The 26395-nt window shown below is 65.7% G+C and carries 30 protein-coding genes; 24 read left to right on the forward strand and 6 right to left on the reverse strand.

Going from position 1 to position 26395, the window contains the following annotated elements; genetic code table 11:
- Window positions 1-401: 401 nt before the first annotated feature.
- The 7 genes from gshA (at window position 402) to bfr (ending at window position 6558) form a co-directional block, all read left to right on the forward strand.
- A complete protein-coding gene (gene gshA, locus BLQ58_RS25735) occupies window positions 402-1697 on the forward strand; it encodes a glutamate--cysteine ligase (RefSeq protein WP_066739913.1) in 1296 nt (431 codons plus the stop codon).
- A 99-nt stretch (window positions 1698-1796) separates the two neighbouring features.
- Window positions 1797-2750, forward strand: a complete 954-nt coding sequence (gene gshB / locus BLQ58_RS25740; protein WP_092603105.1) for a glutathione synthase — start codon at window positions 1797-1799, stop codon at window positions 2748-2750.
- A gap of 127 nt (window positions 2751-2877) precedes the next feature.
- Complete coding sequence (locus tag BLQ58_RS25745) at window positions 2878-3333, forward strand: PTS sugar transporter subunit IIA (protein ID WP_092603107.1); 456 nt, start codon at window positions 2878-2880, stop codon at window positions 3331-3333.
- Complete coding sequence (locus tag BLQ58_RS25750; protein ID WP_092603109.1) at window positions 3302-3571, forward strand: HPr family phosphocarrier protein; 270 nt, start codon at window positions 3302-3304, stop codon at window positions 3569-3571. The genes BLQ58_RS25745 and BLQ58_RS25750 overlap by 32 nt, the downstream gene beginning before the upstream one ends.
- Window positions 3572-3620: 49 nt before the next feature.
- The gene (ptsP, locus tag BLQ58_RS25755; RefSeq protein ID WP_092603111.1) at window positions 3621-5378 is read left to right on the forward strand and encodes a phosphoenolpyruvate--protein phosphotransferase; all 1758 of its coding nucleotides are present in this window, start codon (window positions 3621-3623) and stop codon (window positions 5376-5378) included.
- Window positions 5379-5603: 225 nt separating this feature from the next.
- Entirely contained in the window at window positions 5604-5909 is a 306-nt protein-coding gene (locus BLQ58_RS25760) for a (2Fe-2S)-binding protein (protein ID WP_092603113.1), read from the forward strand.
- Between the two features lie 169 nt (window positions 5910-6078).
- Window positions 6079-6558, forward strand: a complete 480-nt coding sequence (gene bfr / locus BLQ58_RS25765; RefSeq protein ID WP_092603115.1) for a bacterioferritin — start codon at window positions 6079-6081, stop codon at window positions 6556-6558.
- 287 nt (window positions 6559-6845) lie between these two features.
- Here bfr and BLQ58_RS25770 read toward each other — a convergent pair whose 3' ends face one another.
- From BLQ58_RS25770 to gpmA, 3 genes are all read right to left on the reverse strand, one after another.
- Window positions 6846-7598, reverse strand: coding sequence for a HesA/MoeB/ThiF family protein (locus tag BLQ58_RS25770; RefSeq protein ID WP_092603117.1), 753 nt, complete (start codon window positions 7596-7598; stop codon window positions 6846-6848).
- 99 nt (window positions 7599-7697) lie between these two features.
- Window positions 7698-9308 carry a S41 family peptidase gene (locus tag BLQ58_RS25775; protein WP_092603119.1) on the reverse strand — a complete coding sequence of 537 codons (1611 nt, stop codon included), beginning with the start codon at window positions 9306-9308 and terminating at the stop codon, window positions 7698-7700.
- A 205-nt stretch (window positions 9309-9513) separates the two neighbouring features.
- Window positions 9514-10260: a 2,3-diphosphoglycerate-dependent phosphoglycerate mutase gene (gene gpmA, locus BLQ58_RS25780; protein WP_092603121.1), complete on the reverse strand. Its 747-nt coding sequence runs from the start codon at window positions 10258-10260 to the stop codon at window positions 9514-9516.
- 144 nt (window positions 10261-10404) lie between these two features.
- On the opposite strand from gpmA, the gene BLQ58_RS25785 reads away from it, so the two are divergent.
- The 5 genes from BLQ58_RS25785 to BLQ58_RS25805 all read left to right on the forward strand — a co-directional run bounded on the left by BLQ58_RS25785 (window position 10405) and on the right by BLQ58_RS25805 (window position 14232).
- Window positions 10405-10818 (forward strand): rhodanese-like domain-containing protein, encoded by a 414-nt coding sequence (locus BLQ58_RS25785; protein WP_092603123.1) that lies wholly within the window; start codon window positions 10405-10407, stop codon window positions 10816-10818.
- 88 nt (window positions 10819-10906) lie between these two features.
- Window positions 10907-11164, forward strand: a complete 258-nt coding sequence (gene grxC, locus BLQ58_RS25790) for a glutaredoxin 3 (RefSeq protein WP_066739793.1) — start codon at window positions 10907-10909, stop codon at window positions 11162-11164.
- A 207-nt stretch (window positions 11165-11371) separates the two neighbouring features.
- Window positions 11372-11890: a protein-export chaperone SecB gene (secB, locus tag BLQ58_RS25795; RefSeq protein WP_066739790.1), complete on the forward strand. Its 519-nt coding sequence runs from the start codon at window positions 11372-11374 to the stop codon at window positions 11888-11890.
- A gap of 131 nt (window positions 11891-12021) precedes the next feature.
- The gene (locus BLQ58_RS25800) at window positions 12022-13047 is read left to right on the forward strand and encodes an NAD(P)H-dependent glycerol-3-phosphate dehydrogenase (protein ID WP_092603125.1); all 1026 of its coding nucleotides are present in this window, start codon (window positions 12022-12024) and stop codon (window positions 13045-13047) included.
- A 201-nt stretch (window positions 13048-13248) separates the two neighbouring features.
- A complete protein-coding gene (locus tag BLQ58_RS25805) occupies window positions 13249-14232 on the forward strand; it encodes a Bug family tripartite tricarboxylate transporter substrate binding protein (RefSeq protein ID WP_092603237.1) in 984 nt (327 codons plus the stop codon).
- 27 nt (window positions 14233-14259) lie between these two features.
- Here the strand turns inward: BLQ58_RS25805 and trmL are convergent, their stop codons facing one another.
- Together trmL and BLQ58_RS25815 are read right to left on the reverse strand one after the other, a co-directional pair.
- Window positions 14260-14730 (reverse strand): tRNA (uridine(34)/cytosine(34)/5-carboxymethylaminomethyluridine(34)-2'-O)-methyltransferase TrmL, encoded by a 471-nt coding sequence (gene trmL / locus BLQ58_RS25810; protein ID WP_092603127.1) that lies wholly within the window; start codon window positions 14728-14730, stop codon window positions 14260-14262.
- A 51-nt stretch (window positions 14731-14781) separates the two neighbouring features.
- Window positions 14782-15438 carry a ComF family protein gene (locus tag BLQ58_RS25815; RefSeq protein ID WP_343656733.1) on the reverse strand — a complete coding sequence of 219 codons (657 nt, stop codon included), beginning with the start codon at window positions 15436-15438 and terminating at the stop codon, window positions 14782-14784.
- A gap of 156 nt (window positions 15439-15594) precedes the next feature.
- Between BLQ58_RS25815 and BLQ58_RS25820 the strand changes: the two genes are divergently transcribed.
- The 8 genes from BLQ58_RS25820 (at window position 15595) to BLQ58_RS25850 (ending at window position 22370) form a co-directional block, all read left to right on the forward strand.
- The gene (locus BLQ58_RS25820; RefSeq protein ID WP_092603239.1) at window positions 15595-16533 is read left to right on the forward strand and encodes a methyltransferase domain-containing protein; all 939 of its coding nucleotides are present in this window, start codon (window positions 15595-15597) and stop codon (window positions 16531-16533) included.
- A 263-nt stretch (window positions 16534-16796) separates the two neighbouring features.
- Window positions 16797-17378, forward strand: a complete 582-nt coding sequence (locus BLQ58_RS25825) for a DUF2244 domain-containing protein (protein WP_092603131.1) — start codon at window positions 16797-16799, stop codon at window positions 17376-17378.
- Complete coding sequence (gene coxB / locus BLQ58_RS25830) at window positions 17375-18640, forward strand: cytochrome c oxidase subunit II (RefSeq protein WP_092603133.1); 1266 nt, start codon at window positions 17375-17377, stop codon at window positions 18638-18640. Before BLQ58_RS25825 ends, coxB begins: the two co-directional genes overlap by 4 nt.
- A gap of 42 nt (window positions 18641-18682) precedes the next feature.
- On the forward strand, window positions 18683-20314 hold the full coding sequence (ctaD, locus tag BLQ58_RS25835) for a cytochrome c oxidase subunit I (protein WP_092603135.1): 1632 nt from the start codon (window positions 18683-18685) through the stop codon (window positions 20312-20314).
- An 89-nt stretch (window positions 20315-20403) separates the two neighbouring features.
- On the forward strand, window positions 20404-20550 hold the full coding sequence (locus BLQ58_RS29245; protein WP_175460007.1) for a cytochrome oxidase small assembly protein: 147 nt from the start codon (window positions 20404-20406) through the stop codon (window positions 20548-20550).
- Between the two features lie 36 nt (window positions 20551-20586).
- Window positions 20587-21186, forward strand: coding sequence for a cytochrome c oxidase assembly protein (locus BLQ58_RS25840; RefSeq protein WP_092603137.1), 600 nt, complete (start codon window positions 20587-20589; stop codon window positions 21184-21186).
- A gap of 11 nt (window positions 21187-21197) precedes the next feature.
- A complete protein-coding gene (locus BLQ58_RS25845; RefSeq protein ID WP_092603139.1) occupies window positions 21198-21413 on the forward strand; it encodes a DUF2970 domain-containing protein in 216 nt (71 codons plus the stop codon).
- Window positions 21414-21509: 96 nt separating this feature from the next.
- Window positions 21510-22370, forward strand: coding sequence for a cytochrome c oxidase subunit 3 (locus tag BLQ58_RS25850; protein WP_092603141.1), 861 nt, complete (start codon window positions 21510-21512; stop codon window positions 22368-22370).
- Between the two features lie 133 nt (window positions 22371-22503).
- On the opposite strand, the gene BLQ58_RS25855 is transcribed toward BLQ58_RS25850, so the two are convergent.
- Window positions 22504-22713, reverse strand: a complete 210-nt coding sequence (locus tag BLQ58_RS25855; protein WP_092603143.1) for a twin transmembrane helix small protein — start codon at window positions 22711-22713, stop codon at window positions 22504-22506.
- Between the two features lie 99 nt (window positions 22714-22812).
- Between BLQ58_RS25855 and BLQ58_RS25860 the strand changes: the two genes are divergently transcribed.
- The 4 genes from BLQ58_RS25860 (at window position 22813) to cyoE (ending at window position 26330) form a co-directional block, all read left to right on the forward strand.
- Entirely contained in the window at window positions 22813-23532 is a 720-nt protein-coding gene (locus BLQ58_RS25860; protein ID WP_092603241.1) for an SURF1 family protein, read from the forward strand.
- A gap of 48 nt (window positions 23533-23580) precedes the next feature.
- Window positions 23581-24216 (forward strand): SCO family protein, encoded by a 636-nt coding sequence (locus BLQ58_RS25865; protein WP_254776164.1) that lies wholly within the window; start codon window positions 23581-23583, stop codon window positions 24214-24216.
- Window positions 24217-24291: 75 nt separating this feature from the next.
- Window positions 24292-25395, forward strand: coding sequence for a COX15/CtaA family protein (locus BLQ58_RS25870; protein ID WP_092603147.1), 1104 nt, complete (start codon window positions 24292-24294; stop codon window positions 25393-25395).
- On the forward strand, window positions 25392-26330 hold the full coding sequence (cyoE, locus tag BLQ58_RS25875; protein ID WP_092603149.1) for a heme o synthase: 939 nt from the start codon (window positions 25392-25394) through the stop codon (window positions 26328-26330). Before BLQ58_RS25870 ends, cyoE begins: the two co-directional genes overlap by 4 nt.
- The last annotated feature ends 65 nt before the right edge of the window (window positions 26331-26395 follow it).

Genomic DNA, 26395 nt, shown 5'->3' on the forward strand with positions numbered 1-26395 from the left:
CCGCCCGATTTGCACGAACCCAATGGGGACAAGGGCTGGCGGCGTTATTCGCAGGGTGCTTAAATCGGATCTTAAAAAGTCTCAATTGTATTTAATGGGGTGCGCGCATAGAGTGCCAATGAGGCAGTTTCCTCCACCTGCAGAACGCTCCCCGTATCTGTCAGGCCATTTGAAAGCGCGGCACCACGCCGCGCTTTTTTTTTTACCCGCGGCCATTCGGGGCCCGGCGCGGCCACTCCCGGCCGGCCATTCCGGCGGTCGGGGTTTGAAAACCCTCGATCGGCCCCATATCCCCCATCCCTGGCCAGACTCCGTATAAGGTTATGCAAGGCGAGCCTGCAGCCAGATAGCCGTTCCCTTACAATCGGGGCGGACAATAAAGCTGATTCCTTAGGATGGATATGGTCCCGCATCTCATCACCGCGCTGAACGGTCCGCTGCTCGAACTGGAAAAGAAGATCCTGGACGCCACCCCGTCCATCGAGCGCTGGTTCAGGCTGGAATGGCAGGAACATACCCCGCCGTTCTACTGCTCCGTCGACCTGCGCAATGCCGGCTTCAAGCTGGCTCCGGTCGACACGAACCTGTTCCCGGGCGGTTTCAACAACCTGGCGCCCGAGATGCTGCCGCTGGCCGTGCAGGCTGCCATGGCCGCGATCGAGAAGATCTGCCCGGACGCCAAGAACCTGCTGCTGATCCCGGAACGCCACACCCGCAACATGTTCTACCTGCAGAACGTGGCGCGGCTGTCGCTGATCATGCGCCAGGCCGGCCTGAACGTGCGGCTGGGTTCGCTGTCCGAGGAAATCACCGAACCGACCCCGATCGAGCTGCCCGACGGCCAGACGCTGGTGGTCGAGCCGCTGGCGCGGCTGGGCACCAAGGGCCGCCGCCTGGGGCTCAAGGATTTCGATCCCTGCTCGATCCTGCTTAACAACGACCTCTCGGCCGGCATTCCGCCGATCCTGGAGAACATCAACGAGCAGTACCTGCTGCCGCCGCTGCATGCCGGCTGGTCCACGCGCCGCAAGAGCAGCCACTTTGCCGCCTACGACGAAGTGGCCAAGAAGTTCGCCAAGCTGATCGACATCGACCCGTGGATGGTGAACCCGTACTTCGCGCGCCAGTCGGGCGTGAACTTCCACGAGCGCATCGGCGAGGAAGAACTGGCCGATTCCGTGGAAGGCGTGCTCAAGAAGATCGCCAAGAAGTACCGCGAGTACGGCATCAAGGAAACGCCGTATGTGGTGGTCAAGGCCGATGCGGGCACCTACGGCATGGGCATCATGACCGTGCGCGATCCGTCCGAGATCAAGGGCCTGAACCGCAAGGAACGCAACAAGATGAGCGTCGTGAAGGAAGGCCTGGAGGTCTCCGACGTCATCATCCAGGAAGGCGTGCACACGTTCGAGAAGGTCAACGAGGCCGTGGCCGAACCGGTGGTCTACATGATCGACCGCTACGTGGTGGGCGGCTTCTACCGCGTGCATACGGGCCGCGGCAACGACGAGAACCTGAACGCGCCGGGCATGCACTTCGTGCCGCTGGCGTTCGCCCCGAACGGCATTCCGGACAGCCACGCCAAGCCTGGCGCGGCGGTACCGAACCGCTTCTACATGTATGGCGTGGTGGCTCGCCTGGCGCTGCTGGCGGCCTCGGTGGAGCTCGAAAAGACCGATCCCAACCCGATCCTCTGACCTGCGGCGCCCGCCGCCTGTCACGCACGCCCCCGGTCCGGCGAGGTCGATCCGAACCCGCCGGACGCTTTTCACCTGACGCCAACGCGACGAGCCATCATGCGCATCCTTTTCATCACCGACCCGCTGGAAACCTTCAAGACGTACAAGGATTCCACCTACGCCATGATGACCGAGGCGGCGGCGCGCGGGCACGAGCTGTTCTTCTGCCTGCAGCCGCAGGTGTCGCTGTCGGCCGGCGTGGTCGAGGCCGTGGCGCGGCCGCTGACGCTGCTCGACGATGCGCACGACTGGTTCCGCCTGGGCGAGGCCGCGCTGCTGCCGCTGGCCACCTTCGATGCGGTGCTGATGCGCAAGGATCCGCCGTTCGACATGGAATACGTGACCAGCACCTGGCTGCTGGAACTGGCGGAAAAGCAGGGCGCGCGCGTGTTCAACAAGCCGCAGGCCATCCGCGACCATTCCGAAAAGCTGGCGATTGCCCAGTTTCCGCAGTTCGTCACGCCGACGCTGGTCACGCGCGACGCGGGCCGCATCCGCGCCTTCCACGCCGAGCACAAGGACATCATCGTCAAGCCGCTCGATGGCATGGGCGGGATGGGCATCTTCCGCGTGGGCGCCGATGGCATGAACCTGGGCTCGATCGTCGAGACGCTGAGCGACAACGGCGCCCGGACGCTGATGGTCCAGCGGTACATCCCCGAAATCAAGGCGGGCGACAAGCGCATCCTGCTGATCGGCGGCAAGCCGGTGCCGTACTCCCTGGCGCGCATTCCGCAGGGCAGCGAAATCCGTGGCAACCTGGCCGCGGGCGGCGTGGGCCGCGCCCAGGAACTGAGCGCGCGCGACCGCGAGATCGCCGAGACGCTGGCGCCGGGGCTGTTCGAGCAGGGCCTCCTGCTGGTGGGCCTGGACGTGATCGGCGACTACCTGACCGAGGTAAATGTGACGAGTCCGACCTGTTTCCAGGAAATCACCCAGCAGACCGGCTTCAACGTAGGCGCGATGTTCATCGACGCGCTGGAGGAAGCCGTGGCCAGCGACCGCCGCTGAGCTGGCAGGCAGGGAACCGCACGCCGGGGTTGATGCGAAGGCGCCACAGTCCCGGAGGCGCGCACAAACACGGGAGAGGCCGCAAGGCTGCCTGCTACAATTTGGGCAGTCCAACGGATTCACCATCATGGCAGGAATTCTGATCATCGCGCACGCGCCGCTGGCTTCGGCGCTGCGTGATTGCGCTGCCCACGTCTACTGTGGCCAGCCGCCCCGGCTGGCAGCCATCGATGTCGTCGCCGACGCCGATCCGGCCGCGGTACTGGCCGAGGCCCAGCGCAGCCTGGCCGCGGTATGCGAAGAAAACGGTGCCCTGGTGCTGACCGATATCTTTGGCGCCACGCCCGCCAACATTGCCGCGCGCCTGGCCGAGCCGGGCCGCGTCAAGGTGCTGGCAGGCGTGAACCTGCCGATGCTCGTGCGTGCGATCTGCTATCGCGCCGAAAAGCTTGACCAGCTGGCCACCAAGGCACTGGCCGGCGGCTCGCAAGGGGTGCTGCAGATCGGCACGACTGCAGTCCAGAATCAAACCGCAAATCATCCCGACAAATATGCTGCAGAGGGACACAACCATCATCAATAAGCTCGGGCTCCATGCCCGTGCATCCGCCAAGCTGACCCAGCTGGCGGGCAACTTCAAAAGCCAGGTCAAGATGTCGCGGAACGGCCGCCAGGTGGATGCCAAGAGCATCATGGGCGTCATGATGCTGGCCGCCGGCATTGGCTCGACGGTCACGATCGAGATCGACGGCCCCGACGAGCAGGAGGCGATGGACGCCGTGCTGGCGCTGATTGCGAACCGCTTCGGCGAAGGCGAGTGAGGCCTGGCGCCACACCCAGAATTCCTTAACGTTCCTGACGGAGCGGGTCATGCCCTTTGCCTTGCACGGCATTCCGGTTTCTCGTGGGGTCGCCATCGGGCGGGCCCATATCCTGGCGCCGGCTGCGCTGGATGTTTCGCACTACCTGGTTGACGAAGACCGTCTGGACGCCGAGGTGGAGCGATTACGCGCCGCGCGCGCGGCCGTACGGGCGGAACTGGTGACCCTGAAGCGCGACCTGCCGCGCGACGCGCCCGAGGAAATGGGCGCGTTCCTGGACGTCCACGCGATGATCCTCGACGACGAGGCGTTGTCGCGCGAGCCCGAGGAACTGATCCTCCAGCGCCGTTACAACGCCGAGTGGGCGCTGACCACGCGGCTTGAAGAACTGATGCGCCAGTTCGACGAAATCGAGGACGAGTACCTGCGCGAGCGCAAGGCCGACATCCAGCAGGTGGTGGAGCGGATCCTGAAGGTGCTGGCCGGCGCGCCCGTGCTGGCCCCGGCGCCGGTGCCGGCCCTGGCGCCCGATGGCGAGGCCGCGCCGGGCGTGATCGTGGTGGCTCACGACATCGGCCCGGCCGACATGCTCCAGTTCAAGCACACGGTGTTCCACGGGTTCGTGACCGACCTGGGCGGGCGCACGTCGCACACCGCGATCGTGGCGCGCAGCCTGGACATCCCGGCCGCCGTGGGCGTCAAGAGCGCCAGCGAGCTGATCCGCCAGGACGACTGGATCATCATCGACGGCGATGCCGGCCTGGTCATCGTTGATCCGTCGGCCATCATCCTGGAGGAATACCGCCACCGGCAAAGCGAACGCGCGCTGGAGAAAAAGCGGCTGCAGCGACTGCGGCACATGCCCGCCGTCACGCTGGACGGCCTGGAAATCGAACTCCTGGCCAATATCGAACTGGCCGAGGATGCCGGTGCCGCGCTGGCTGCAGGAGCGGTCGGCGTGGGCCTGTTCCGCTCGGAATTCCTGTTCATGAACCGCCGGAACGAAATGCCCGACGAGGACGAGCAGTTCCAGGCCTACCGCAATGCCGTGGAGGCCATGCACGGCCTGCCCGTGACGATCCGCACGATCGACGTGGGCGCCGACAAGCCGCTCGACGGCCTGGGCGACGACTTCGAGACCGCGCTGAACCCGGCGCTGGGGCTGCGGGCCATCCGCTGGTCGCTGTCGGAGCCAGCCATGTTCCTGACCCAGTTGCGCGCGCTGCTGCGGGCGTCGGCGTTCGGGCCGGTACGGCTGCTGATCCCGATGCTGGCCCACGCGAGCGAGATCGACCAGACGCTGGACCTGATCGCGCAGGCCAAGCGCCAGCTGGACGAGCGCGGCCAGCCGTACGATCCGGGCATCAAGATCGGGGCGATGATCGAGATCCCGGCGGCCGTGCTGCTGCTGCCGCTGTTTCTCAAGCGGATGGACTTCCTGTCGATCGGCACGAACGACCTGATCCAGTACACGCTGGCGATCGACCGGGCCGACAACGCCGTGGCCCACCTGTACGACCCCCTGCATCCGGCGGTGCTGCAGCTGATTGCACGCACCATCCGTGATGCCAACCACGCCGGCGTGCCGGTGGCGGTCTGCGGCGAAATGGCTGGCGATCCCGCGATGACCCGCCTGCTGCTGGGCATGGGCCTGCGCGAATTCTCGATGCATCCCGCCCAGTTGCTGCGGGTGAAGCAGGAAGTCATCCACGCCGACTGCGAGCGCCTGTGCAAGGTCGTGGACCAGATCCTGAACTGCTACGAGCCCGAAGAACAGGCAGCGGCGCTGAAGCTCTTGTCGGCATAGCACAACCCTTAAAACCTTAGGGTTTTTGGCTTGATGTTGGTGGTTATAACGCCACTTTTTCGCACAAAAAGTGGCTTTTCAAGCGGCTTTGCAGATCGCTTCACCGACGCTGTGCACGACGCTTCCCATGTGGATTAATGGGAATTGTTATCATTTTCGATCTCTGTTATTCTGCCTCTCATCGCGTGCGGCATGCCGGTGCCGCCAGCCCTCAGGAGGCAAGTTGTGTACGTCTGCATCTGCAATCAGGTTACCGACCATGAGATTCATGGTGCCGCTCATCTTGGCGTGACCACGCTCGACGAGCTGGCCGAAACGCTAGGCGTGGGAACCTGCTGCGGCCGTTGCCGCGACTGCGCGAAGCAAGTGCTTTGCGAAGGCGTTGCCGCCGTCCAGACGATCAAGGCCTCCGCCATCTCGACCATCCAGGTCGTCGACATTTCAGCCTGTTCGCCGGCTGCGTCACATGCCATAATGGACGCTCGTGACCCGGCAGTCGCGAACGACCAGCGTACCGCGCTGGTTGCCTGAGTCAGCATAGCGTTCTCAACCGAACAACGCGTGGATTGAAAAGCGCGCCCACGGATTCGTCCGCGGCGCGTTTTGTCGTTCCCCACCGTTGTCATTCGTTGCGTTCCATCACCTTCGTCCATTCGCCGGGTCCGTTTGTTGTCTGCAACATCCGCATCAGGAGCCCCGAATGAAAGGTGACAAGAAGGTCATCCAGCATCTGAACGCACAGCTCAAGAACGAGCTGACCGCGATCAACCAGTATTTCCTCCACGCACGCATGTACCGCCACTGGGGCCTGAAGAAGCTCGGTGATGTCGAGTACAAGGAGTCGATCGGCGAAATGAAGCATGCCGATCGCCTGATCGACCGCATCCTGATGCTCGACGGGCTGCCCAACCTGCAGGACCTGCACAAGCTGCTGATCGGCGAAGACACGCCCGAAATGCTCAAGTGCGACCTGAAGCTGGAGCAGACCGCGCACGCCACGGTCAAGGAAGGCATTGCGTACTGCGAATCCGTTGGCGACTACGTCAGCCGCGAACTCCTGGTCGATATCCTCACGGACACCGAAGAGCATATCGAGTACCTGGAGACGCAGCTGGACCTGATCGACAAGGTCGGCCTGCAGAACTACCTGCAGTCGCAACTGGAGCCGGGCGAGCAATAAGCGCGCTGGCATCCGACCCCGCCGCGGCCTGACCGATCACTGGCAGGCGCGGCCGGGCAAGCGCGTGGCGCAGGATGGCGCCGCGCCCCGTACGGAGCGGGTTAGTAACCCTTCTCATTCGGATTCTTGTCTCCATCCAGTCACATCGCGCCAAAAAATGGCGACCCGGGGGGAGGGGGCTCCACCGCGGGTCGCCAGGATTTCCGGGCGACATTTCTGCGACTATCCGCGACTATCCGCGACTCTTTGCGCCCTTCGCGTTTCCTGCGCGCTCTGCCTCGCCGGGCCTAATGCGCCTGTCCGCAGACCTCGCAGCCGGGCGTGCGCGCCAGGCGCATCGTGGTCCATTCCATCGTCATCGCATTGACCATCAGCAGCCGGCCGGCCAGCGTTTGTCCCACGCCGGTCAGCAGCTTCAGCGCCTCGGCGGCCTGCACCGTGCCGACCATGCCGACCAGCGGGGCGAACACGCCCATCGTGGCACAGGCCGCTTCCGGAGCCGGTTCCGATGGCGGGAACAGGCAGCCGTAGCACGGCGCCTCCGGGTTGCGCAGGTCGTACACACTGACCTGGCCGTCGAAGCGCAGCGCCGCGCCCGAGACCAGCGGCCGGCGATGCTGCAGGCAGGCCCGGTTGACGGCCTGGCGCGTGGCAAAGTTGTCGCAGCAATCGAGCACGACATCGGCCTGTGCCACCAGCGCATCCAGTTCCACATCGCCCACGCGTTGCGCCACCAGCCGGATATCGACGTCCGGATTGATGCGCAGCAGCCCTTCCCGGGCCGACTCCACCTTGGGCCGCCCCACGTTGGCAGTGGTATGCAGGATCTGGCGCTGCAGGTTGGTCAGGTCGACGTCGTCGTCGTCGACGATCGTGATGCGGCCCACGCCGGCCGACGCCAGGTAGGGCAGCGCGGCCGCACCCAGCCCGCCGGCACCAATCACCAGAGCGTGGCCAGCCAGCAGGCGCTCCTGGCCCTCGATGCCCAGTTCATCCAGCAGGATATGGCGCGAATAGCGCAGCAGCTGATCGTCGTTCATGGTTCGGCGGCAAATGAAAAACGGCCCGACGGTGGCATGCCGCGGGCCGCAGGGTGAGGGGAAAGCGCGCCGCGCGCCGGGGCGGGCGGCGCGGATCCGTTACTTCTGGCCGGTCGGCGTGCCCAGCGGCTGCCCGATCGGCGCGCTCGCCGGCGGCTGGCTGGCGGGACCGGGCTTGGCCGGAGCCGGCGCGGGCTTGGCGGCCGGCTTGGCCGGGGGCTTGCCTGCCTTTTCTTCCTTGGTGTCGGGCTTGCCGGCCGTGCCGGTGGCTTCCAGACGCGACTTCGACTTCTGCACCGGCTTGCCGTCGAGCTGGGCGATGGCCTGCTGCAGCATGAAGTCCTCGGCCGAACCGAATTCCACCGGCTTCTTCTTGCGATCCTTCTCGCGTTCTTCCGGCGTCTTCTTCGAGTTTTCCTCTTCCAGACGGCGCAGTTCGTCCACGCGGCGCTGTTCGCGCTCGTTCATTTCCGGCTCTTCCGACTCCTGCTTGTTGTGCAGGTGGCGCTCGGTGTCGATCTCGCGCGTGATCAGGGCGTCATCCGGATCGCCTTCCGGGTTCTGGTCGACCGGGATGTCCGGGCGGATGCCCTTGGCCTGGATCGACTTGCCCGACGGCGTGTAGTAGTACGCAATCGTCAGCTTGATGCCGGTGTCGTTGGTCAGCGGGCGCACGGTCTGCACCGAACCCTTGCCGAACGTGGTCTTGCCCATGATCAGCGCGCGCTTGTGGTCCTGCAGCGCGCCGGCGACGATTTCGGAGGCTGATGCCGAGTAGGCATTGGTCAGCACGATCATCGGCAGCTTCTTGAACTGCGCGGGCAGGTCCTTGAGCGGATCGTCCTCGAGCGACGACAGGCGGTAGTTGTTGAACGTCGCCTTGTAGACGCGCTTGGCATCGGGCACCTGGCCGTTGGTCGACACCACGGTCGCGTCGTCCGGCAGGAAGGCTGCCGCCACGCCCACTGCGCCCTGCAGCACGCCGCCGCCGTTGTTGCGCAGGTCCAGGATGATGCCCTTCAGGTTCGGGTTCTTGTCCGCCATGTCCTTCAGGCGGCGGCCCAGGTCGGCCACGGTGCGTTCCTGGAAGCTCGTCAGGCGCACCCAGCCGATGGTGTTGTTGTCGAGCATCTTGGTCTTGACCGACTGCACGCGGATTTCGGCGCGCGTGATCGAGACCGGGAACGTGCGTTCCTCGCTCTTGCGGTAGATGGTCAGCGTGACCTTGGTGCCCGGCTCGCCGCGCATGCGCTTGACCGCCTGTTCCAGCGGCAGGCCGCGCACGGGCTTGTCGTCGATACGGGTGATGAGGTCGCCCGGCTGGATGCCGGCGCGGAAGGCGGGGGTGTCCTCGATCGGGTTGATGACCTTGACCAGACCTTCTTCCTGCGAAATCTCGATGCCCAGGCCGGCAAAGCGGCCGCGGGTGCCTTCCTGCAGTTCCTTGAAGTCCTTCTCGTCCAGGTAGGCCGAGTGCGGGTCGAGGCTGGCGACCATGCCCTTGATGGCTTCGGTCAGCAGTTTCTTGTCGTCGACCGGCTCCACGTACTCGCGCTTGATCTGCCCGAAGATGTCGGACATCAGCCGCAACTGGTCGAGCGGCAGCGGTCCCGAGCTGTTCTGCGCGGTGGCCGAGATTTGCAGCGTGGCCAGCACGCCGGCGACGACGCCGACTGAGACGAGGCTAATGTTCTTGAGCGTCTTACGCATGAGGGCTGCCTGAGCTTTTGTGGATGATGCGGAAGGAAAATGCCCGGCCGGACGGGTTACGCCCCGGCTGGATTGACCGACAGTATAAGAGGGTGCGCAGAAAAAGACCTGCGGGCCACCACACCATGGTGGGGGCGGCCACAAAAGGCCGTGGCGCGCCTACCCGGATGCAGCCCGGGCCGGCGCGTTTGCGCACCGGTGGCGGTCAGCGGGACTTGCCCTGGTTGGCCACGGCGGCCAGCGAAGCGGCAATCGCTTCCTGGTCGCCCAGGTAATAGTGGCGCAGGGGGCGCAAGTCGGCGTCCAGCTCGTAGACGAGCGGGGTGCCGTTGGGGATGTTGAGGCCGACGATATCGTCATCCGAAATCTGATCCAGATACTTCACGAGCGCGCGAATGCTGTTGCCGTGGGCGGCAATCACGACGCGCTTGCCGGATTTGATGTCGGGGGCGATCGATTCGTTCCACAGCGGCATGACGCGGGCGACCGTATCCTTCAGGCATTCGGTCAGCGGCACCTGCTCGCGCGGCACATTGGCGTAGCGCGGGTCGTTGAACGATGCGCGCTCGTCGGTCGGCTCCAGCGCGGGCGGCGGGGTGTCGTAGCTGCGGCGCCACACCAGCACCTGCTCGTCGCCGTATTTCCTGGCGGTTTCCGCCTTGTTCAGGCCAGCCAGGGCGCCGTAGTGGCGTTCGTTCAGGCGCCATTCGTTGCGCACCGGAATCCACATCAGGTCCATTTCGTCCTGCACGTGCCAGAGCGTCCGGATGGCGCGCTTGAGCACCGACGTGTAGGCCACGTCGAACGTGAAGCCGGCTTCCTTCAGGAGCTGGCCGCCCTGCTTGGCCTGCGCCACGCCGGTGTCGGTCAGGTCGACGTCAACCCAGCCGGTGAAGCGGTTTTCGAGATTCCACGTGGATTCGCCGTGGCGGATGAGGACGAGCTTGTACATTGCAGCTTCCAGGGTAGTAAGTAACCTGCGGCGCGCGGCGCCTGCGTCACGCCCGGGCGTGGCAGCCGCCACCCGAAATAATCGGCGCTGGCGCGAAACCGCGTATTTTATAATGCCGCCGACCCAACCCAACGGAATGCCAACGTGAATTTCTTCGCCGATTACAACAACCTGGCCCTGATCGCGATCGCCGTGGTCTCGGGCGGCCTGCTGGCCTGGCCGCAAATCAAGGCCGGCACGGGCGGCAAGCGCGTCAATACGGCTGCGGCCACGCAGCTGATCAACAAGCGCAACGCCGTGGTGGTGGACATCCGCGACGCCGCCGAATTTGCCAAGGGCCACCTGCCCCAGGCCAAGAGTGCGCCACTTGCCGATATCGGCAGCCGCGCCGCCGGCCTTGCAAAGGACAAGGCGGTCCCCATCATCGTCGTGTGCCAGAACGGCCAGCGTTCGAGCAAGGCTCAAGCAGCCCTCAAGGAAGCCGGTTACAGTGAGGTCTATGCGCTGGAAGGCGGCATGGCTGCCTGGCAGCAGGCCGGCCTGCCGGTGATCAAGTAATACAACAGCCCCATTCAACATGCAGCACGCGGCGCGGTACTGCCCTGGGCGGTCCGCGCCGCTGTTTTTTCAGTCAAGGAGATTCCGCATGGCCCGCGTCGTCATGTACAGCACGGTTGTGTGCCCCTATTGCCAGATGGCCGAGCGCCTGCTCAAGCAGCGTGGCGTGGAAACGATCGAGAAGATCCTGATCGACCGCGAGCCCGGCCGGCGTGAGGAAATGATGACCCGTACGGGCCGTCGTACCGTGCCGCAGATCTATATCGACGAAACCCATGTGGGCGGCTTCGACGACCTGTCCGCGCTGGATCGCCAGGGCGGCCTGGTACCGCTGCTGGCCGCCTGAGCCGGCCGGAAGCTCGCGCCCGGGTGCCGGGCGTGCCCGGCTTCGCTGCGCTGCAGCAGATCAAGCGGCGATTCTGATAATGGCGCGGCACGGTGAATTCGCCATCCGCGTCATGTACCATATGCGCTTTCCAAACAGCCGCCGGGGCTACGGCATCCGGCTGCGCATGGCGCAGCGCGCCCAAACCGATCCATCCGGAAGCCTTTCATGAGCGACCAGCAACAAGCCACCCAGCAGGACGACCAGCCCTTCTTCAACATCCAGCGCGTGTACCTGAAGGACATGTCGCTCGAGCAGCCGAACTCGCCGGCCATCTTCCTCGAATCGGAAGCCCCGTCGGTCGAAGTGCAGGTCAACGTGGGCGCGGCCCAACTGCAGGAAGGCATTTTCGAAGTGGTGGTGACGGGTACCGTGACGACCAAGGTGCAGGACAAGGTGGCATTCCTGGTGGAAGCCCATCAGGCCGGCATCTTCGATATCCGCAACGTGCCGGCCGAGCAGCTGGACCCGCTGCTGGGCATCGCCTGCCCGACCATCCTGTATCCGTACCTGCGCGGCAACATCGCCGACGTGATCACGCGTGCCGGCTTCCAGGCCATCCACCTGTCGGAAATCAACTTCCAGGCGCTGTACGAGCAACGCCTGCAGGCTGCCATGGAAGAGGCGCAAGCCCAGGGCGGCGACTCGGGCATCGTGCTGCCGGACGGCAGCCAGGCTCGCCACTGATCCGCGCCACGGCCGGATTAGACGAAAAACGGGGCTTCGGCCCCGTTTGCGCTTTCTGACGACCCACGGTCCCGTGACATCCATACTGTCTGCATGACCGCGCATCCGTGCGGCCCGATCCTCGATCTGCCATGAAACTGACCATCCTGGGCGCCGGTGCATGGGGCACCGCACTGGCCAGCCACGCTGCCGCCGATACCCGCCACGACGTGGTGCTCTGGGGGCGCGATGCGGACCAGCTGGCCGACATCGCCGCCACAGGCACCAACGCCACCTACCTGTCCGGCGTGACACTGTCGCCCCGGCTGGCCTGCGAAGCCGATTTCGACCGTGCCGTCGACCATGCGCTGGCCGACGCACAAGGCCTGCTGGTGGTGGCCACCCCGGTATCGGGCCTGCGCGAGATGACGCGCCGGCTGGCGGCGCGCCGGCGCGGGCCGCTGACCATGCTGTGGCTGTGCAAGGGCTTCGAGGCCAATACCCACGCGCTGCCGCACCAGATGGTGCGCGAGGAACTCGACGCACTGGGCGTGGCGCCCCGCGAGATCGAATACGGCGTGCTGACCGGGCCCAGCTTTGCCAGGGAGGTGGCGCAGGGCCTGCCGTGCGCGCTGACCGTGGCGGGTTCCACGCACGCACTGGCGGATCTGGCGCAGACGGCGTTTCACCATCACGCGATGCGCATCTATGGCAGCGACGACCTGATCGGCGTCGAGGTCGGCGGTGCGGTCAAGAACGTGCTGGCCATCGCCACGGGCGCCAGCGACGGGCTGGGGCTGGGCCTCAATGCGCGCGCGGCGCTGGTGACGCGGGGTCTGGCCGAAATGACGCGCCTGGGCCTGGCGCTGGGCGGCCGCATGGAAACCTTCATGGGTCTGGCCGGCATGGGCGATCTGATCCTGACCGCCACGGGCGATCTGTCGCGCAACCGCAAGGTGGGTCAGCAACTGGCCAGCGGCAAGACGCTAGAACAGATCCTGCATGACCTGGGCCACGTGGCCGAAGGCGTGCGCTGCGCACGGGCGGTGGCCGACCTGGCCGCGCGCAAGGGCGTGGAGATGCCGATCACGCGTGCGGTTTGCGCGGTGTTGTTCGACGGCTTGCCGGCGGCCGATGCCGTGGACCGCCTGCTGCAGCGCGACGCCCGGGACGAGTAACGCATCGAGTGATGGAACGGCCGGCCCTCTCCCCCGCCCCTCTCCCCCGCGCGGGAGAGGGGCGCACACAGCACGCATGGCAACGGCTGCTGGCTCGCTTTCCGCCATACCGAACACATAGCAAAGGCTGCCGGTTCGCTCCCCCCCGCCTGGCGGGAGAGGGGCCGGGGGAGAGGCCAGCGCATCGAGAACCGCATGGACATATTCACTCGCCGCCGGGTACTTCAGGCCCTGACCACCTGCGCTGCCGCGCTCGCGTGGCCCGCGCTCGCCCACGCCGACACCTGGCCGGCCAGGCCGATCCGCATGATCGTGCCGTTTCCGGCGGGATCGTCGCCGGATCTGATCGCCCGCATCGTCACGGAGAAACTGGCTGCCGTCCTGGGTCAGGCCGTGGTGGTCGAGAACCGGCCCGGTGCGGGCGGCAATATCGGCACGGGGCTGGTGGCCAAGGCTGTGCCCGATGGCTACACGCTGCTGTTCACGATCAACGGCCCGCTGGTGACGGCGCCGTCGCTGTATCGCCATCTGAGCTATGACCCGATGAAGCAGCTGGCGCCGGTGACGCTGGTGGCCACGTCGCCCAACGTGCTGGTCATCGATGCCCGGCTGCCGGTGCATAGCCTGCGTGAGTTCGTCGCCCTGGCGAAGTCGAAGCCGGGGGTGATGAACTATGGATCGGTCGGGAACGGCAGCGCGGCGCACCTGGCGATGGAGCAGCTCAAGGCCATGGCCGGCATCGACCTGCAGCACGTGCCCTATGCGGGATTTCCGCAGATCACGACGGCCATCGTGGGCGGTCAGGTGCAGGCGGGCTTCATGGTGCCGGCGATTGCCATGCCGCTGGTGACGGCTGGCAAGCTGCGGCTGCTGGCGGTGACGTCGTCGGGGCGCACCGGCCTGCTGCCATCGGTACCGACGGTGGCGGAATCGGGCTATCCCGGCTTCGAGGCGATCTCGTGGCAGGCAATTCTGGCGCCGGCCGGGACCCCCGCGCCGATCGTGGACCGGCTCTATCGCGAACTGGTCACGATCATCGGCAGCGCCGACGTGCGTGACAAGATGCGCGCGCAGTATTTCGTGCCGGCCGGTACCGCGCCGGCATCGCTGCGGCAGACGATGGTCAGCGAGAAGGCACGCTGGGACAAGGTGATCCGCGCGGCTCACGTGCAGGCCGAGGATTGACGCGGGACATGTCCGGCGTGGGCGCGCTCAGGCGCCGCCCGCGAAGCCGTTCTGGCGCCAGGCTTCGAACACGACCACGGCGACTGTGTTCGACAGGTTGAGGCTGCGGTTGTTGGGTCGCATCGGCAGGCGGATGCGCTGCGCGGGCGGAAACCACTCGCGCCGCTCGGGCGCCAGGCCGCGCGTTTCCGATCCGAACACGAACCAGTCGCCCGGCTGGAAGCTGACCTGGCCGAACGGCGTGGAGCCGTGCGTGGTCAGCGCGAACATACGGGTGGGGTCGGGCTGTTCGGCCGCCATCAGCGCGTCCCAGCTTTCGTGCACGCGCATCGTCGCGTATTCGTGATAGTCCAGCCCTGCGCGCCGCATGCGCGCGTCTTCCAGCGGAAATCCCAGCGGTTTGACCAGATGCAGCTGCGCGCCCGTATTGGCGCACAGGCGGATCACATTGCCGGTATTCGGCGGGATTTCGGGTTCGACAAGGACGACGTTGAACATGGGATGGCAGCAAAAAACCGGTGCGCAGCTTACCGCGTGCGCCCCGTCGTGTCACGGAGTGCGCAGGGCCACCAGCGCGGTGACGCGGGCCGCGCCCTGCCTTTTCAGCACCCGGGCGGCTTCGCGCAGCGTGGCCCCCGTGGTCATCACATCGTCGATCAGCCCCACATGCAGCCCGCGCGGTGACGTGTCGTGGCTCACGACGAACGCCTGTCGCAAATTGGCCAGGCGCGCGGTCAGGTCCAGCGTGCGCTGGCTGATTGTGTCGCGACGTCGCGACAGCAGCGTGGCCGATGCGCGGATGCCCAGGTGGCGCGCCAGCGGCCGCGCGATTTCCCAGGCCTGGTTGTAACCGCGTTCTGCCAGGCGGGATGGTGACAGCGGAATCGGCACCAGCAGGTCGGGAAGATCGGGCGGGGCGTGACCGGTGCGCGCCAGCATGGCCAGGCGGGCGGCAATCCATCCCGCAGCGGGCAGCCGGGCGCCGAATTTAAGTTGCAGGACCAGCTGGTCGAACGGTGCGGCGTAGTCGCCGAGCGTCAGCGTGGCATCGAGCGGATCGTCGTGCGCGCACAGCCCGCAAGCGCCGTGGCTGCCCGGCGTGGCGCACCGGGGGCAGCGCGATACGGGCCGCGACAACGCATCGGCGCATGCGGCGCATACCACGTCGCGCTGCACGGCCGCGCAGACCAGACAGGCCGATGGCAACAGCGCGCGCCACAACTGCGCCGCCGGCCCGGCAAAGACCCTTCGGGCACGCAGGGGCCCCGGCGCGTATACTTCCGCCGGCCCGCTCCGTGCGGTCTCCGGGGGTGCGACACTTTGCCGCACCTGCTGATTCGACTCTTGCCGCCTCGTCTGTCCGTGTCCCTGCATGCCTCCGACTCCCCAGATGCCTGGTTGCCGCCCGCGCGGCTGACCCGGCTTGCCTTCGATCGCCGTAGCCCGCGCTTCGGCCAGCTCGATTTCCTGCTTGGCGAGATAGGCCAGCGGATGCAGGAGCGGATGGAAGTGGTCAAGCTGTCGCCGGGCCGCGCGCTCGATATCGGCTGCGGCCATGGCCAGGGTCTGGCGGGTTTGCGCGCGCGGTTTCCCGATGCGCAGATTGCCGGGATCGATATCTCCGGCGCGATGCTGCAGCAGGCCGCCGGGCGAGACCCACAGCGCCGGCCCGGCTGGGTGGGGCGCCTGCTGGGCAAGCGCCCAGTGTTCGACCTGGTGCAGGGCGATCTTGCCACACTGCCCTTTGGCGCGGCCAGCTTCGACCTGCTGTGGTCGAACCTGGCGCTGCACTGGCATCCCGAGCCGCACCGCGTGTTCCCGGAATGGCATCGGGTCACCGCCGACGACGGGCTCGTCATGTTCTCGTTGTTTGGCCCCGACACTTTGAAGGAACTGCGGGCCGCATTCGCCGACGTGGACCTCGACGCGCACACGTTGCGCTTCGTCGACATGCACGACATCGGCGACATGCTCGTGCACAGCGGCTGGTCCACGCCCGTGATGGACATGGAGACGCTGACCGTCACCTACGAATCGCCCGAAAAGCTGCTGGATGAAGTGCGCGCCTTCGGCGGCATGCGCCGTCCGGGCCCGGTGGGGCTGCGCGGCCGCAAATGGCATCGCGCCGTGATCGCCGCCCTGCATCGCATGCGCAACGCGGATGGCGTGATCCCGCTGACGTTCGAGATTGTCTACGGCCATGCATGGAAGATCCCGGCCCGTGGCAAACAGGCAACCGACGATCAGGGCCGCGCGATCATCCCCGTCGACAAGATCGGCCGCGCCCAGACGCGCCGCTGAAGCGCGCCAGCAGGACGGTTGCCCGACAATCGGGGCTTGTCGTTTGTGTTGCCTATCGGGGCTAAAAAGCTCATGCACAAATTTGTGCGGATGGCAAGCACTTCGGTCAAATCCTATGTTGTTCGAGTATGCGAAGCGCCATATAATGGGCCGGTTTGTCGCAGTGGTCCCCTGGCACAAGAACGTTCCTGGAAGGCACTCCGCACGTGCGCTCCTGGGGCGGATTTCGTCCCGGGCGTGCATCCGATGCAGAGTGGTTGGCGATGCAAGACTTGGGTATCGCATTCCAGACGGCAGTAGGTGACACCGGCGGAAATCCCGGCGGACGCACCCCCTTGCCGGACAATGACTGGCTGATGAAGCGGAATTGTTCGCTCTCTCCGCGCCAGGTCGGCTGGTTCTACTTCTCCATCGCATGTTTATCCATTGCCATCGCGGCGTTTCTGACCGTGTGGCATGGGGCCTGGCTCGTGCTGCCGTTTGCTGGCCTGGAACTGACCGGGCTGGGGATTGCCCTGCTGGCGTATGCGCGCCATGCGACGGATCATGAACGCGTGAGTGTGACCGACGGCATGCTGGTCGTGGAGACAGCCAGCGCCAGTCGGGTCACGCGGGAAGTATTCAATCCACAGTGGGTGCGGATTGAACTGGGTGAATCGTTCCGGGCGCTCGTGATTCTGCGGTCGGGCAAGCGCACCGTGCGGGTGGGGTCGTATCTGGACCCGCACCGGCGGCGCAAGTTCGCGCAGGAGCTCGCGGCGGCCCTGCATGACGTCCGGACCGGACGTGGTGCGGGGCAGGGCGGGGACAGATTTGAATCTGTAAATTGGGTAGATAAACAATGAAAATGTGGAAGAAGGCATCCGCAGCATGTCTTGCAGGCACGTCCCTGCTTGTCAGCCAGGCGGCCTCCGCGGTCAGTGACATGCCGGGTGGCCCAGCCGTCCGACAGCTGAACCTGGCCGAACCCGTTACAAAGATCGCCGAACAGATTCACTGGCTGAACTGGATGATGCTGATCATCTGCACGGTGATCTTCATCGCCGTGTTCGGCGTGATGTTCTATTCCATCTTCAAGCACCGGAAGAGCAAGGGCGCGAAGTCGGCCTCGTTCCACGAGAGCATCACCGTGGAAGTGGTCTGGACCATCGTGCCGTTCCTGATCGTGATCGCCATGGCGCTGCCGGCGACCAAGACCGTGGTGGCGATGAAGGACACCACGAACTCCGACATCACGATCAAGGCCACCGGCTACCAGTGGAAATGGGGGTACGACTACCTCAAGGGCCAGGGCGAGGGCATCTCGTTCGTGTCCACGCTGACCACGCCGCGCGAGCAGATCAACAACCAGCAGGAAAAGTCGAACACCTACCTGATGGAGGTGGACAACGAGCTGGTGGTGCCCGTCAACAAGAAGATCCGCATCGTCACGACCGCCAATGACGTGATCCACGCCTGGATGATCCCGGCGTTCGGCGTCAAGCAGGATGCGATCCCGGGCTTCGTGCGCGACACCTGGTTCCGCGCCGAGAAGACCGGCGTCTACCGTGGCCAGTGCGCCGAGCTGTGCGGCAAGGAACACGCGTTCATGCCGATCGTGGTGCGCGTGGTGTCCGATGGCGAATACGCCAAGTGGGTCGACGACAAGAAGAAGCTGATGGCCGCGGCCGCCGACGATCCCAACAAGACCTGGACGCTGGACGAGATCAAGGTGCGCGGCGAGAAGGTCTACGCCGCCAACTGCGCGGTCTGCCACCAGCCGACCGGCAAGGGCGCGGGCGCGTTCCCGGCGCTGGACGGCTCCAAGGTCGTCAACGGCCCGAAGGCTGGCCAGATGCACATCCTGCTGGAAGGCAAGGGCGGCATGCCGTCGTGGAAGCAGCTCTCGGATACCGAGCTGGCCGCGGTCATGACGTACACGCGTAACAGCTGGAGCAACAAGACCGGCGAAGTGATCCAGCCGGCGGACTTCTCGCAAGCCCGCGCAGGCAAGTTCCCGGAAGGCGGCGGCGCACAGGCCGCAGCCGGCGACACGGCCCCCAAGAAGGCCGCCACGCCGACCAACGACAAGCAGGCCAGCCTCGCGGGCAACCGCGTCGCAGGCTGACCCGCGGCAGCCCCGCATTCAGGAATTGATGGAGTCATTGCGATGAGTACCGCTACCCCGGAGACACTGGGCCATCCGCACGACCACGCGCACGATCACGACCATGGTCACGGCCATGACGATCACGCGCACGATCATCCGCATGGCTGGCGCCGCTGGCTGTTCGCGACCAACCACAAGGACATCGGCACGCTGTACCTGCTGTTCTCGTTCACGATGCTGCTGTCGGGCGGCGCGCTGGCACTGCTGATCCGCCTGGAGCTGTTCGAGCCGGGCCTGCAGTTCTTCCGCCCCGAACTGTTCAACCAGTTCACCACGATGCACGGCCTGATCATGGTGTTCGGCGCGATCATGCCGGCGTTCGTGGGCTTTGCGAACTGGATGATCCCGCTGCAGATCGGCGCCTCGGACATGGCCTTCGCGCGCATGAACAACTTCAGCTTCTGGCTGATGCCGCCGGCCGCGCTGCTGCTGGTGGGCTCGTTCTTCGCCCCGGGCGGCGCCACCGCCGCAGGCTGGACGCTCTACGCGCCGCTGTCGGTGCAGATGGGCCCCGGCATGGACATGGCCATCTTCGCCATGCACATCATGGGCGCGTCGTCGATCATGGGCTCGATCAACATCATCGTGACCATCCTCAACATGCGCGCCCCCGGCATGACGCTGATGAAGATGCCGATGTTTTGCTGGACGTGGCTGATCACCGCCTACCTGCTGATCGCCGTGATGCCGGTGCTGGCTGGCGCCATTACGATGGTGCTGACCGACCGCCACTTCGGCACGAGCTTCTTTTCGGCCGCCGGCGGCGGTGACCCCGTGATGTACCAGCACATCTTCTGGTTCTTCGGGCATCCCGAGGTCTACATCATGATCCTGCCGGCGTTCGGCATCATCTCGCACGTGGTGCCGGCCTTCGCGCGCAAGCGCCTGTTCGGCTACAGCTCGATGGTGTACGCCACGGCGTCGATCGCCATCCTGTCGTTCATCGTGTGGGCCCACCACATGTTCACCACGGGCATGCCGGTGACGGGCCAGCTGTTCTTCATGTACGCGACGATGCTGATCGCGGTGCCCACGGCCGTGAAGATCTTCAACTGGATTGCCACGATGTGGCGCGGCTCGATGACGTTCGAGACCCCGATGCTGTTCGCGATCGGCTTCATCTTCGTGTTCACGATCGGCGGTTTCACGGGCCTGATGCCGGCCGTCGCCCCGATCGACATCCAGCTGCAGGACACGTATTTCATCGTGGCGCACTTCCACTACGTGCTGGTGGCGGGCTCGCTGTTCGCGCTGTTCGCGGGCTTCTACTACTGGGGTCCGAAGTGGAGCGGGTTCATGTACGACGAGATGCGCGGCAAGATCCATTTCTGGGGCTCGCTGATCTTCTTCAACGTGACCTTCTTCCCGATGCACTTCCTGGGCCTGGCCGGCATGCCCCGTCGCTATGCCGACTACCCGACCCAGTTCACGGACTTCAACGCCGTGGCGTCGCTGGGCGCGCTGGGCTTCGGCCTGATGCAGGTGTACTTCTTCTTCGCCGTGGTGCTGCCGTCGTACCGTGGCGGCCAGGCCGCCGGCGACAAGCCGTGGGATGGCGCCGAAGGCCTGGAGTGGACCGTGCCGTCGCCGGCCCCGTTCCACACCTTCGAAGAGCCGCCGGTGGTGAAGTAAGCGCAGGCGCGTCGTAGTTTTACGAAATATTGCGAAGTAGCGCGAACCGGCCGGGCGCCCACGGGTGTCCGGCCAGCGAGACCCGAATCATGCAGCCCTCAGCAAAAAGCCCGTCGCAACTGGAACGCCAAGCCAGCCAGAAAGCCGCCAACCGGCGCCTGGGATGGATTCTGTTGTCAGTGGCGTTGGTTTTTTTCCTGGGATTTGTAGCCAAGATGAAGTTCCTTGGCGGCTGATCCGATAAAAAACAAGGCAATAGCCGGAGACAAGGCGTGGACGCGCAGGACAAAGCCCTCGAAAAGCGTTTCAACCGCGGGATGATGATGCGGCTGCTGGTCGTGGTGACGCTGATGTTCGGCTTTGGCTACGCGCTGGTGCCGCTGTACAAGGCGATCTGCGACATCACCGGCCTGAACGTGGTGACCACGCGCGACCTGTATGGCGCCGGCGCCGCGGTAAAAAATACCCAGGTCGACACGACCCGCACGATTACCGTGGAGTTCGACTCGAATGCGCGCGGCCCCTTTGCGTTCCGGCCGGTCAGGCATTCGATGGAGGTGCACCCGGGCGAGCTGACGACGATCGTCTACGAAGTGGCCAATGGCCAGTCGCGCGACATCTCGGCGCAGGCGATCCCGAGCTACGCGCCCAAGCAGGCCACGGAGTATTTCAAGAAGGTGGAGTGCTTCTGCTTCAAGCAGCAGACGCTCAAGGCGAACGAGGCGCGCGAGATGCCGGTGGTCTTCGTGGTGGATCCGAAGCTGCCGAAGGATGTGAAGGTCATCACGCTGTCGTACACGTTCTTCGAGATCGGCACGCCGGTGGCGCAGGCGCCGGAAGCCGGGGTGACGGCAACGCAGCAGGGCAGTTGAGGAGGCTGGGCATGGCGACGGATGATCCGGTACATCGCAAGGCGTCATTCGTCCAGACGGTGCGCGCGGTGTTGTGGTCGTTCATCGGGCTGCGCAAGGGGTCGGAGCACGAATCCGACATGGCGCGGCTGAACCCGGTGCATGTGATCATCGCCGGGCTGATCGCGGCAGCGGTGTTCGTGGCGGTATTGATCGCCATCGTGCGCGTCGTGGTCAGCCAGGCATAGCAGGGCAGCAGATACAAAGCGAGCACGCCGCCGGCCAGATGTCGGGGCCGGACGGGCGAAAAACATGAATCGAGACTTTGAGCTGGAGATAGAAGAATGAGTGCGAATCGCGCAAACGCCCCGTACTACTTCGTGCCGGGCCCGTCGCGCCATCCGATCACGGCGGCATTCGGCCTGCTGATGACCGGCGCGGGAGCCGCCGGTTGGGTCAACGGGCAGCCGTGGGCGCCGTACCTGTGCGGCTTCGGGCTGATCTGGTTCCTGTTCGTGCTCAAGAGCTGGTTCGGCGATGCCATCGGCGAATCCGAGGGCGGGCTGTACGGCAAGAACATCGACGTGTCGTTCCGCTGGTCGATGGGCTGGTTCATCTTCTCGGAGGTGATGTTCTTCGCGGCGTTCTTCGGCGCGCTGTTCTACGCCCGCACCATCGCCATGCCGTGGCTGGGCGACCTGAACAACAAGATCATCTGGCCGGACTTCTCGGCCGTGTGGCCGAACACGGGCCCGGCGGGCACCGTGGAGACCTTCCAGACCATGGGGCCGTGGCCGATCCCGACGATCAACACGGCGCTGCTGCTGACGTCGGGCGTGACGCTGACCTGGGCGCACCACGCGCTGCTGGCCGGCAAGCGCAACCAGCTGATCCAGGGCCTGGTGCTGACCATCCTGCTGGGCGCGATCTTCATGTGCCTGCAGGTCTACGAATACATGCACGCCTACCACGAGCTGAACCTGAAGCTCACGTCGGGCGTCTATGGTTCGACGTTCTTCCTGCTCACCGGCTTCCACGGCTTCCACGTGACGATGGGCGCGATCATGCTGGCCGTGGTGCTGGGCCGCGTGCTCAAGGGCCACTTCACGCCGGATCACCACTTCGCGTTCGAAGGCGCCGCCTGGTACTGGCACTTCGTGGACGTGGTCTGGCTGGGCCTGTACGTGGTCGTGTACTGGTTGTAGGACCGGGTGGGTTTTCTACCCTCTCCGCCAACCGCTCTCCCGCGCGGCGGGAGAGCGAAGCCAGCCAGCCACAAACGAAAAGCGCCGCGTGAGGTCAGTCTCAGCGGCGCTTTTTGTTTGGTATCCCGGCGGCTCAGGGCGACATGTGGATGCCGGTGCTCTGAATCCAGCCCATCCAGTGCGAGAACAGGATGAACAGGAACAGTGCGATCGAGAAGCCGACGCGCAGCATCAGCGAGCGCATCATGTTGGGGGTGCGGCCACGGTCGCGCATCATGAAGAACAGCGCGGACGCCAGGCTGCCGATGATCAGGATGAAGGCGACGATGATGACAAAGCGCATGTGGGGGCTCTTTTCGGCAAGCGCCCATTATGGCATCGCCGCCGCCGGAGGAAACCCGTGACGACCCGCAGGCGGTGGCGCGCGCCGGGCGCGGTGCCGATGATTGCCGCGCTGGTCGTGATCGCGGTGACCTGCGCGCTGGGCAACTGGCAACTGGGCCGCGCGCACGAGAAGACCGACCGCGCCGCGCGGCTGGCGGCGCTGGCGGCCCAGGCGCCGGACGATCTGAAGGCAGGGCAGGCCGACGCCGCCGCGCTGGTGGATCGCCAAGTGCGGGCACGGGGCAGCTTCGACGACAGTCGCACCGTGCTGCTGGACAACCGGCCGCATGGCAACGGCGCCGACAGCCGTGCCGGATTTCTGGTGCTGACGCCGCTGCGGCTGGTCGATGGCGGGCAGGTGCTGGTGCTGCGCGGCTGGCTGCCGCGCGACGCGCAGGACCGCACGCGCATCGCGCCCTTCCCGACGCCGGCCGGCGAAGTCACCGTCGAAGGCACCGCGCTTGCCGCCGTGCCGCGCGTGTACAGCCTGGGCCAGGACCCCGCCGCGGAGGCCGGCCGCAAGATACGTCAGAATATCGACCTCGCCGCGTATGCGCGTGAGATCGGTACGCCACTGCTGCCAGTGGTGCTGGAACAGTCGGGCGATACGGGCGATGGCCTGGCGCGCGACTGGGCGCCGGCCGATTTTGGCGCCGACCGCCACTATGGCTACGCCGCGCAGTGGTTCGGCCTGGCCGCGCTGACCGTGGTGCTGGTGGCCGTGCTGGGCTGGCGCCGCGCCCGGCGCGATGCCGGGCCGGCCACGGCCGCCGAATGACCCGAGAGTGATCAGATTGATCGAACGATGAACGTACAGACATCCCCCATGCCGCAGCAAGATCCCTCGGCCACGCCCGACCCCCGCATCGATGCCCGCACGCGCCGTGGCCGTCTGCAAATGCTGATGCTGCTGCTGGTGTGTGCATCGCCGGTGCTGTTCTCGTATTTCACCTATTACGTGATCAAGCCGACCGGCGCCAGCACCAACTATGGCGCGCTGGTGGATCCGCAGCGCCCGATGCCGGCCGTCGAACTGGTCAACGAACGCGGCGAGGCCGTGCCGCTGACGTCGATGCGCGGCAAGTGGCTGATGCTGATGACCGATCCGTCGGCCTGCGGCGAAGCCTGCGCGCGCAAGCTGTTCACAATGCGCCAGATCCGCGCGGGGCAGGGCGAGGACCGCGAGCGGATCGTGCCGGTCTGGCTGATCCAGGACGCCGGTAAAGTGGACGATCGGCTATCTACCGCCTACAACGAACCGTATGCCGGCGTGCGCTTCCTGCGCATGGACCGTGCAGCCATCGCACAATGGCTGCCGGCCGAGCAAGGCGGCCGCGTCGAGGACGCGATCTTCCTGGTCGATCCGCTGGGCAATCTGATGATGCGCTGGCCGAAGGATCCCGACCCGAAGAAGGTGAGCGGGGACCTGAAGAAGCTGCTCAAGTATTCGCGCATCGGCTGACGCACGCTGAACCATCCTGTCGCACCGACCGATCCATCCCGATCGTTTTTTCATTGAATTACCGGCTGTACCGAAATGCTGCTCCAGCTCGCCATCATCGGCATCCTGATCGCCCTGCTGCCACTGTCCTATGTGATGGTGCGCGGCAGCCGTGACAAATATCGCAAGCTCGTGTGGATCACGGCGTTCCTGACGCTGGACCTGATCATGTTCGGCAGCTTTACGCGGCTGACCGATTCGGGCCTGGGATGCCCGGACTGGCCGGGTTGCTATGGCCACTCGAACCCGCACGCGGCAATGGAGCCGATCCGCGCGGCCGAGACGGCGCTGCCGAGCGGCCCGGTAACGCTGGTCAAGGCCTGGATCGAGATGATCCATCGCTATTTCGCCATGGCGGTTGGCGTGCTGATCATCTCCCTGATGGTGCTGGCGTGGGTGAAGCGGCGCGAACTCAGGCAGTCGCCATGGTTTGCCACGGGCGTCTTCGTGCTGGTCTGCGTGCAGGGCGCGTTCGGCATGTTCACGGTCACCATGAAGCTGCAGCCGATCATCGTGGTCACGCACCTGATGCTGGCCATGCTGCTGCTGGCATCGCTGATCTGGCTGGGCTCGCGCAACGATCAGCCGCACGCGGTGGCGCCGCAGGCGGCGTCGCTGCGCTGGGCGGGGCTGCTGGCGATCGTGCTGCTGGCGGTCCAGATCTTCCTGGGCGGCTGGGTCAGCACCAACTACGCGGTGCTGGCCTGTACCGACTTCCCGCTCTGTAACGGCCAGCTGGTGCCCGAGATGGACTTCCGCCATGGCTTCACGCTGTGGCGCCAGCTGGGCATGACGGCCGATGGCGACTACATCCCCCACGCGGCGCTGGTGGCCATCCACTGGGTGCATCGCGGCTTCGCGTTCGTGGTGCTGGGCTACCTGCTGTGGTTCGGCCTGCGCGCCCGCCGGATGGAAGGGCTGGCGCGTCATGGCAAGTGGCTGCTGGCCGTGCTGGCGCTGCAACTGGCCACCGGGATGTCGAACATCGTGTTCGACTGGCCGCTGGTGGCGGCCGTGGCACATAACGGCGGAGCAGCCCTGCTGCTGATGCTGTTGCTCCGTCTCAACTACAATATCGGCCTCGCGACCCGCTCCGCAGGCGCCGCCGCCCAATCCGCAATCGCGGCGCGCGCCACATGAAGGACAAGATGCCCCCCGTGGTTACCGCTACCCACCCCCACTCTTCCGTGGGCCGGATTCGTCACCTGGCCCGCCAATACGCCGCACTGACCAAGCCACGCGTGACGCAGCTGGCCGTGTTCTGCTCGGTCATCGGCATGTTCCTGGCCACGCCGGGCATGGTGCCCTGGTCGGTCCTGATCGGCGGCGCCGCCGGTATCTGGCTGCTGGCCGGCGCGGCCTTCGCCATCAACTGCCTGGTGGAACAGAAGATCGACGCGCTGATGCGCCGCACGGCCTGGCGCCCGTCCGCCACCGGCGAGATCACCACCACGCAGACGCTGGTCTTCTCGGCCATTCTGGGCGGGGCCGGCATGTGGCTGCTGCACGTGTTCGCCAACGACCTGACGATGTGGCTGACCTTCGCCACGTTCCTGGGCTACGCGGTGGTCTACACGATCCTGCTGAAGCCGGCCACGCCGCAGAACATCGTGATCGGCGGCCTGTCTGGCGCCATGCCGCCGGCGCTGGGCTGGGCCGCCGTGGCGGGCACCGTGCCGGCCGAGGCCTGGTTCCTGGTGCTGATCATCTTCACGTGGACGCCGCCGCACTTCTGGGCGCTGGCGCTGTATCGCCGCGCGGACTATGCCAAGTCCGGCCTGCCGATGCTGCCCATTACCCACGGCGAACGCTACACGCTGCTGCATATCCTGCTGTACACGCTGGTGATGATCGCGGCCACCCTGCTGCCGTTCGTCTACGGCATGAGCGGCGTCATCTACCTGGTCGCCGCGCTGGCGCTGGGCCTGGTGTTCCTGGGCTACGCCTGGAAGCTGTTCCGCAACTACTCGGACCAGCTCGCGCAGCGCACCTTCCGTTATTCGATCCTGTACCTGTCGCTGCTGTTCGCGGCGCTGCTGGTGGATCACTACTTCAAGTTCGTGCCGCAGGTCTGACCGCTCTGCCTGCGGCATCTTGCCGCGCCCGGAGGTCACGGCCGGCGTGATCGGCGATACTTTCG

This window comes from Ralstonia sp. 25mfcol4.1 (genome assembly GCF_900104095.1).
GTDB lineage: Bacteria > Pseudomonadota > Gammaproteobacteria > Burkholderiales > Burkholderiaceae > Cupriavidus.

Excerpts from the sequence above, each read along its gene's own strand:
- gshA (WP_066739913.1), top strand. The coding sequence starts at position 402 with ATGGTCCCGCATCTCATCACCGCGCTGAACGGTCCGCTGCTCGAACTG.
- gshB (WP_092603105.1), top strand. The coding sequence starts at position 1,797 with ATGCGCATCCTTTTCATCACCGACCCGCTGGAAACCTTCAAGACGTAC.
- BLQ58_RS25745 (WP_092603107.1), top strand. The coding sequence starts at position 2,878 with ATGGCAGGAATTCTGATCATCGCGCACGCGCCGCTGGCTTCGGCGCTG.
- BLQ58_RS25750 (WP_092603109.1), top strand. The coding sequence starts at position 3,302 with ATGCTGCAGAGGGACACAACCATCATCAATAAGCTCGGGCTCCATGCC.
- ptsP (WP_092603111.1), top strand. The coding sequence starts at position 3,621 with ATGCCCTTTGCCTTGCACGGCATTCCGGTTTCTCGTGGGGTCGCCATC.
- bfr (WP_092603115.1), top strand. The coding sequence starts at position 6,079 with ATGAAAGGTGACAAGAAGGTCATCCAGCATCTGAACGCACAGCTCAAG.
- BLQ58_RS25770 (WP_092603117.1), bottom strand. The coding sequence starts at position 7,598 with ATGAACGACGATCAGCTGCTGCGCTATTCGCGCCATATCCTGCTGGAT.
- BLQ58_RS25775 (WP_092603119.1), bottom strand. The coding sequence starts at position 9,308 with ATGCGTAAGACGCTCAAGAACATTAGCCTCGTCTCAGTCGGCGTCGTC.
- gpmA (WP_092603121.1), bottom strand. The coding sequence starts at position 10,260 with ATGTACAAGCTCGTCCTCATCCGCCACGGCGAATCCACGTGGAATCTC.
- grxC (WP_066739793.1), top strand. The coding sequence starts at position 10,907 with ATGGCCCGCGTCGTCATGTACAGCACGGTTGTGTGCCCCTATTGCCAG.
- secB (WP_066739790.1), top strand. The coding sequence starts at position 11,372 with ATGAGCGACCAGCAACAAGCCACCCAGCAGGACGACCAGCCCTTCTTC.
- BLQ58_RS25800 (WP_092603125.1), top strand. The coding sequence starts at position 12,022 with ATGAAACTGACCATCCTGGGCGCCGGTGCATGGGGCACCGCACTGGCC.
- trmL (WP_092603127.1), bottom strand. The coding sequence starts at position 14,730 with ATGTTCAACGTCGTCCTTGTCGAACCCGAAATCCCGCCGAATACCGGC.
- BLQ58_RS25825 (WP_092603131.1), top strand. The coding sequence starts at position 16,797 with ATGCAAGACTTGGGTATCGCATTCCAGACGGCAGTAGGTGACACCGGC.
- coxB (WP_092603133.1), top strand. The coding sequence starts at position 17,375 with ATGAAAATGTGGAAGAAGGCATCCGCAGCATGTCTTGCAGGCACGTCC.
- ctaD (WP_092603135.1), top strand. The coding sequence starts at position 18,683 with ATGAGTACCGCTACCCCGGAGACACTGGGCCATCCGCACGACCACGCG.
- BLQ58_RS29245 (WP_175460007.1), top strand. The coding sequence starts at position 20,404 with ATGCAGCCCTCAGCAAAAAGCCCGTCGCAACTGGAACGCCAAGCCAGC.
- BLQ58_RS25845 (WP_092603139.1), top strand. The coding sequence starts at position 21,198 with ATGGCGACGGATGATCCGGTACATCGCAAGGCGTCATTCGTCCAGACG.
- BLQ58_RS25850 (WP_092603141.1), top strand. The coding sequence starts at position 21,510 with ATGAGTGCGAATCGCGCAAACGCCCCGTACTACTTCGTGCCGGGCCCG.
- BLQ58_RS25855 (WP_092603143.1), bottom strand. The coding sequence starts at position 22,713 with ATGCGCTTTGTCATCATCGTCGCCTTCATCCTGATCATCGGCAGCCTG.
- BLQ58_RS25860 (WP_092603241.1), top strand. The coding sequence starts at position 22,813 with ATGATTGCCGCGCTGGTCGTGATCGCGGTGACCTGCGCGCTGGGCAAC.
- BLQ58_RS25865 (WP_254776164.1), top strand. The coding sequence starts at position 23,581 with ATGCCGCAGCAAGATCCCTCGGCCACGCCCGACCCCCGCATCGATGCC.
- BLQ58_RS25870 (WP_092603147.1), top strand. The coding sequence starts at position 24,292 with ATGCTGCTCCAGCTCGCCATCATCGGCATCCTGATCGCCCTGCTGCCA.
- cyoE (WP_092603149.1), top strand. The coding sequence starts at position 25,392 with ATGAAGGACAAGATGCCCCCCGTGGTTACCGCTACCCACCCCCACTCT.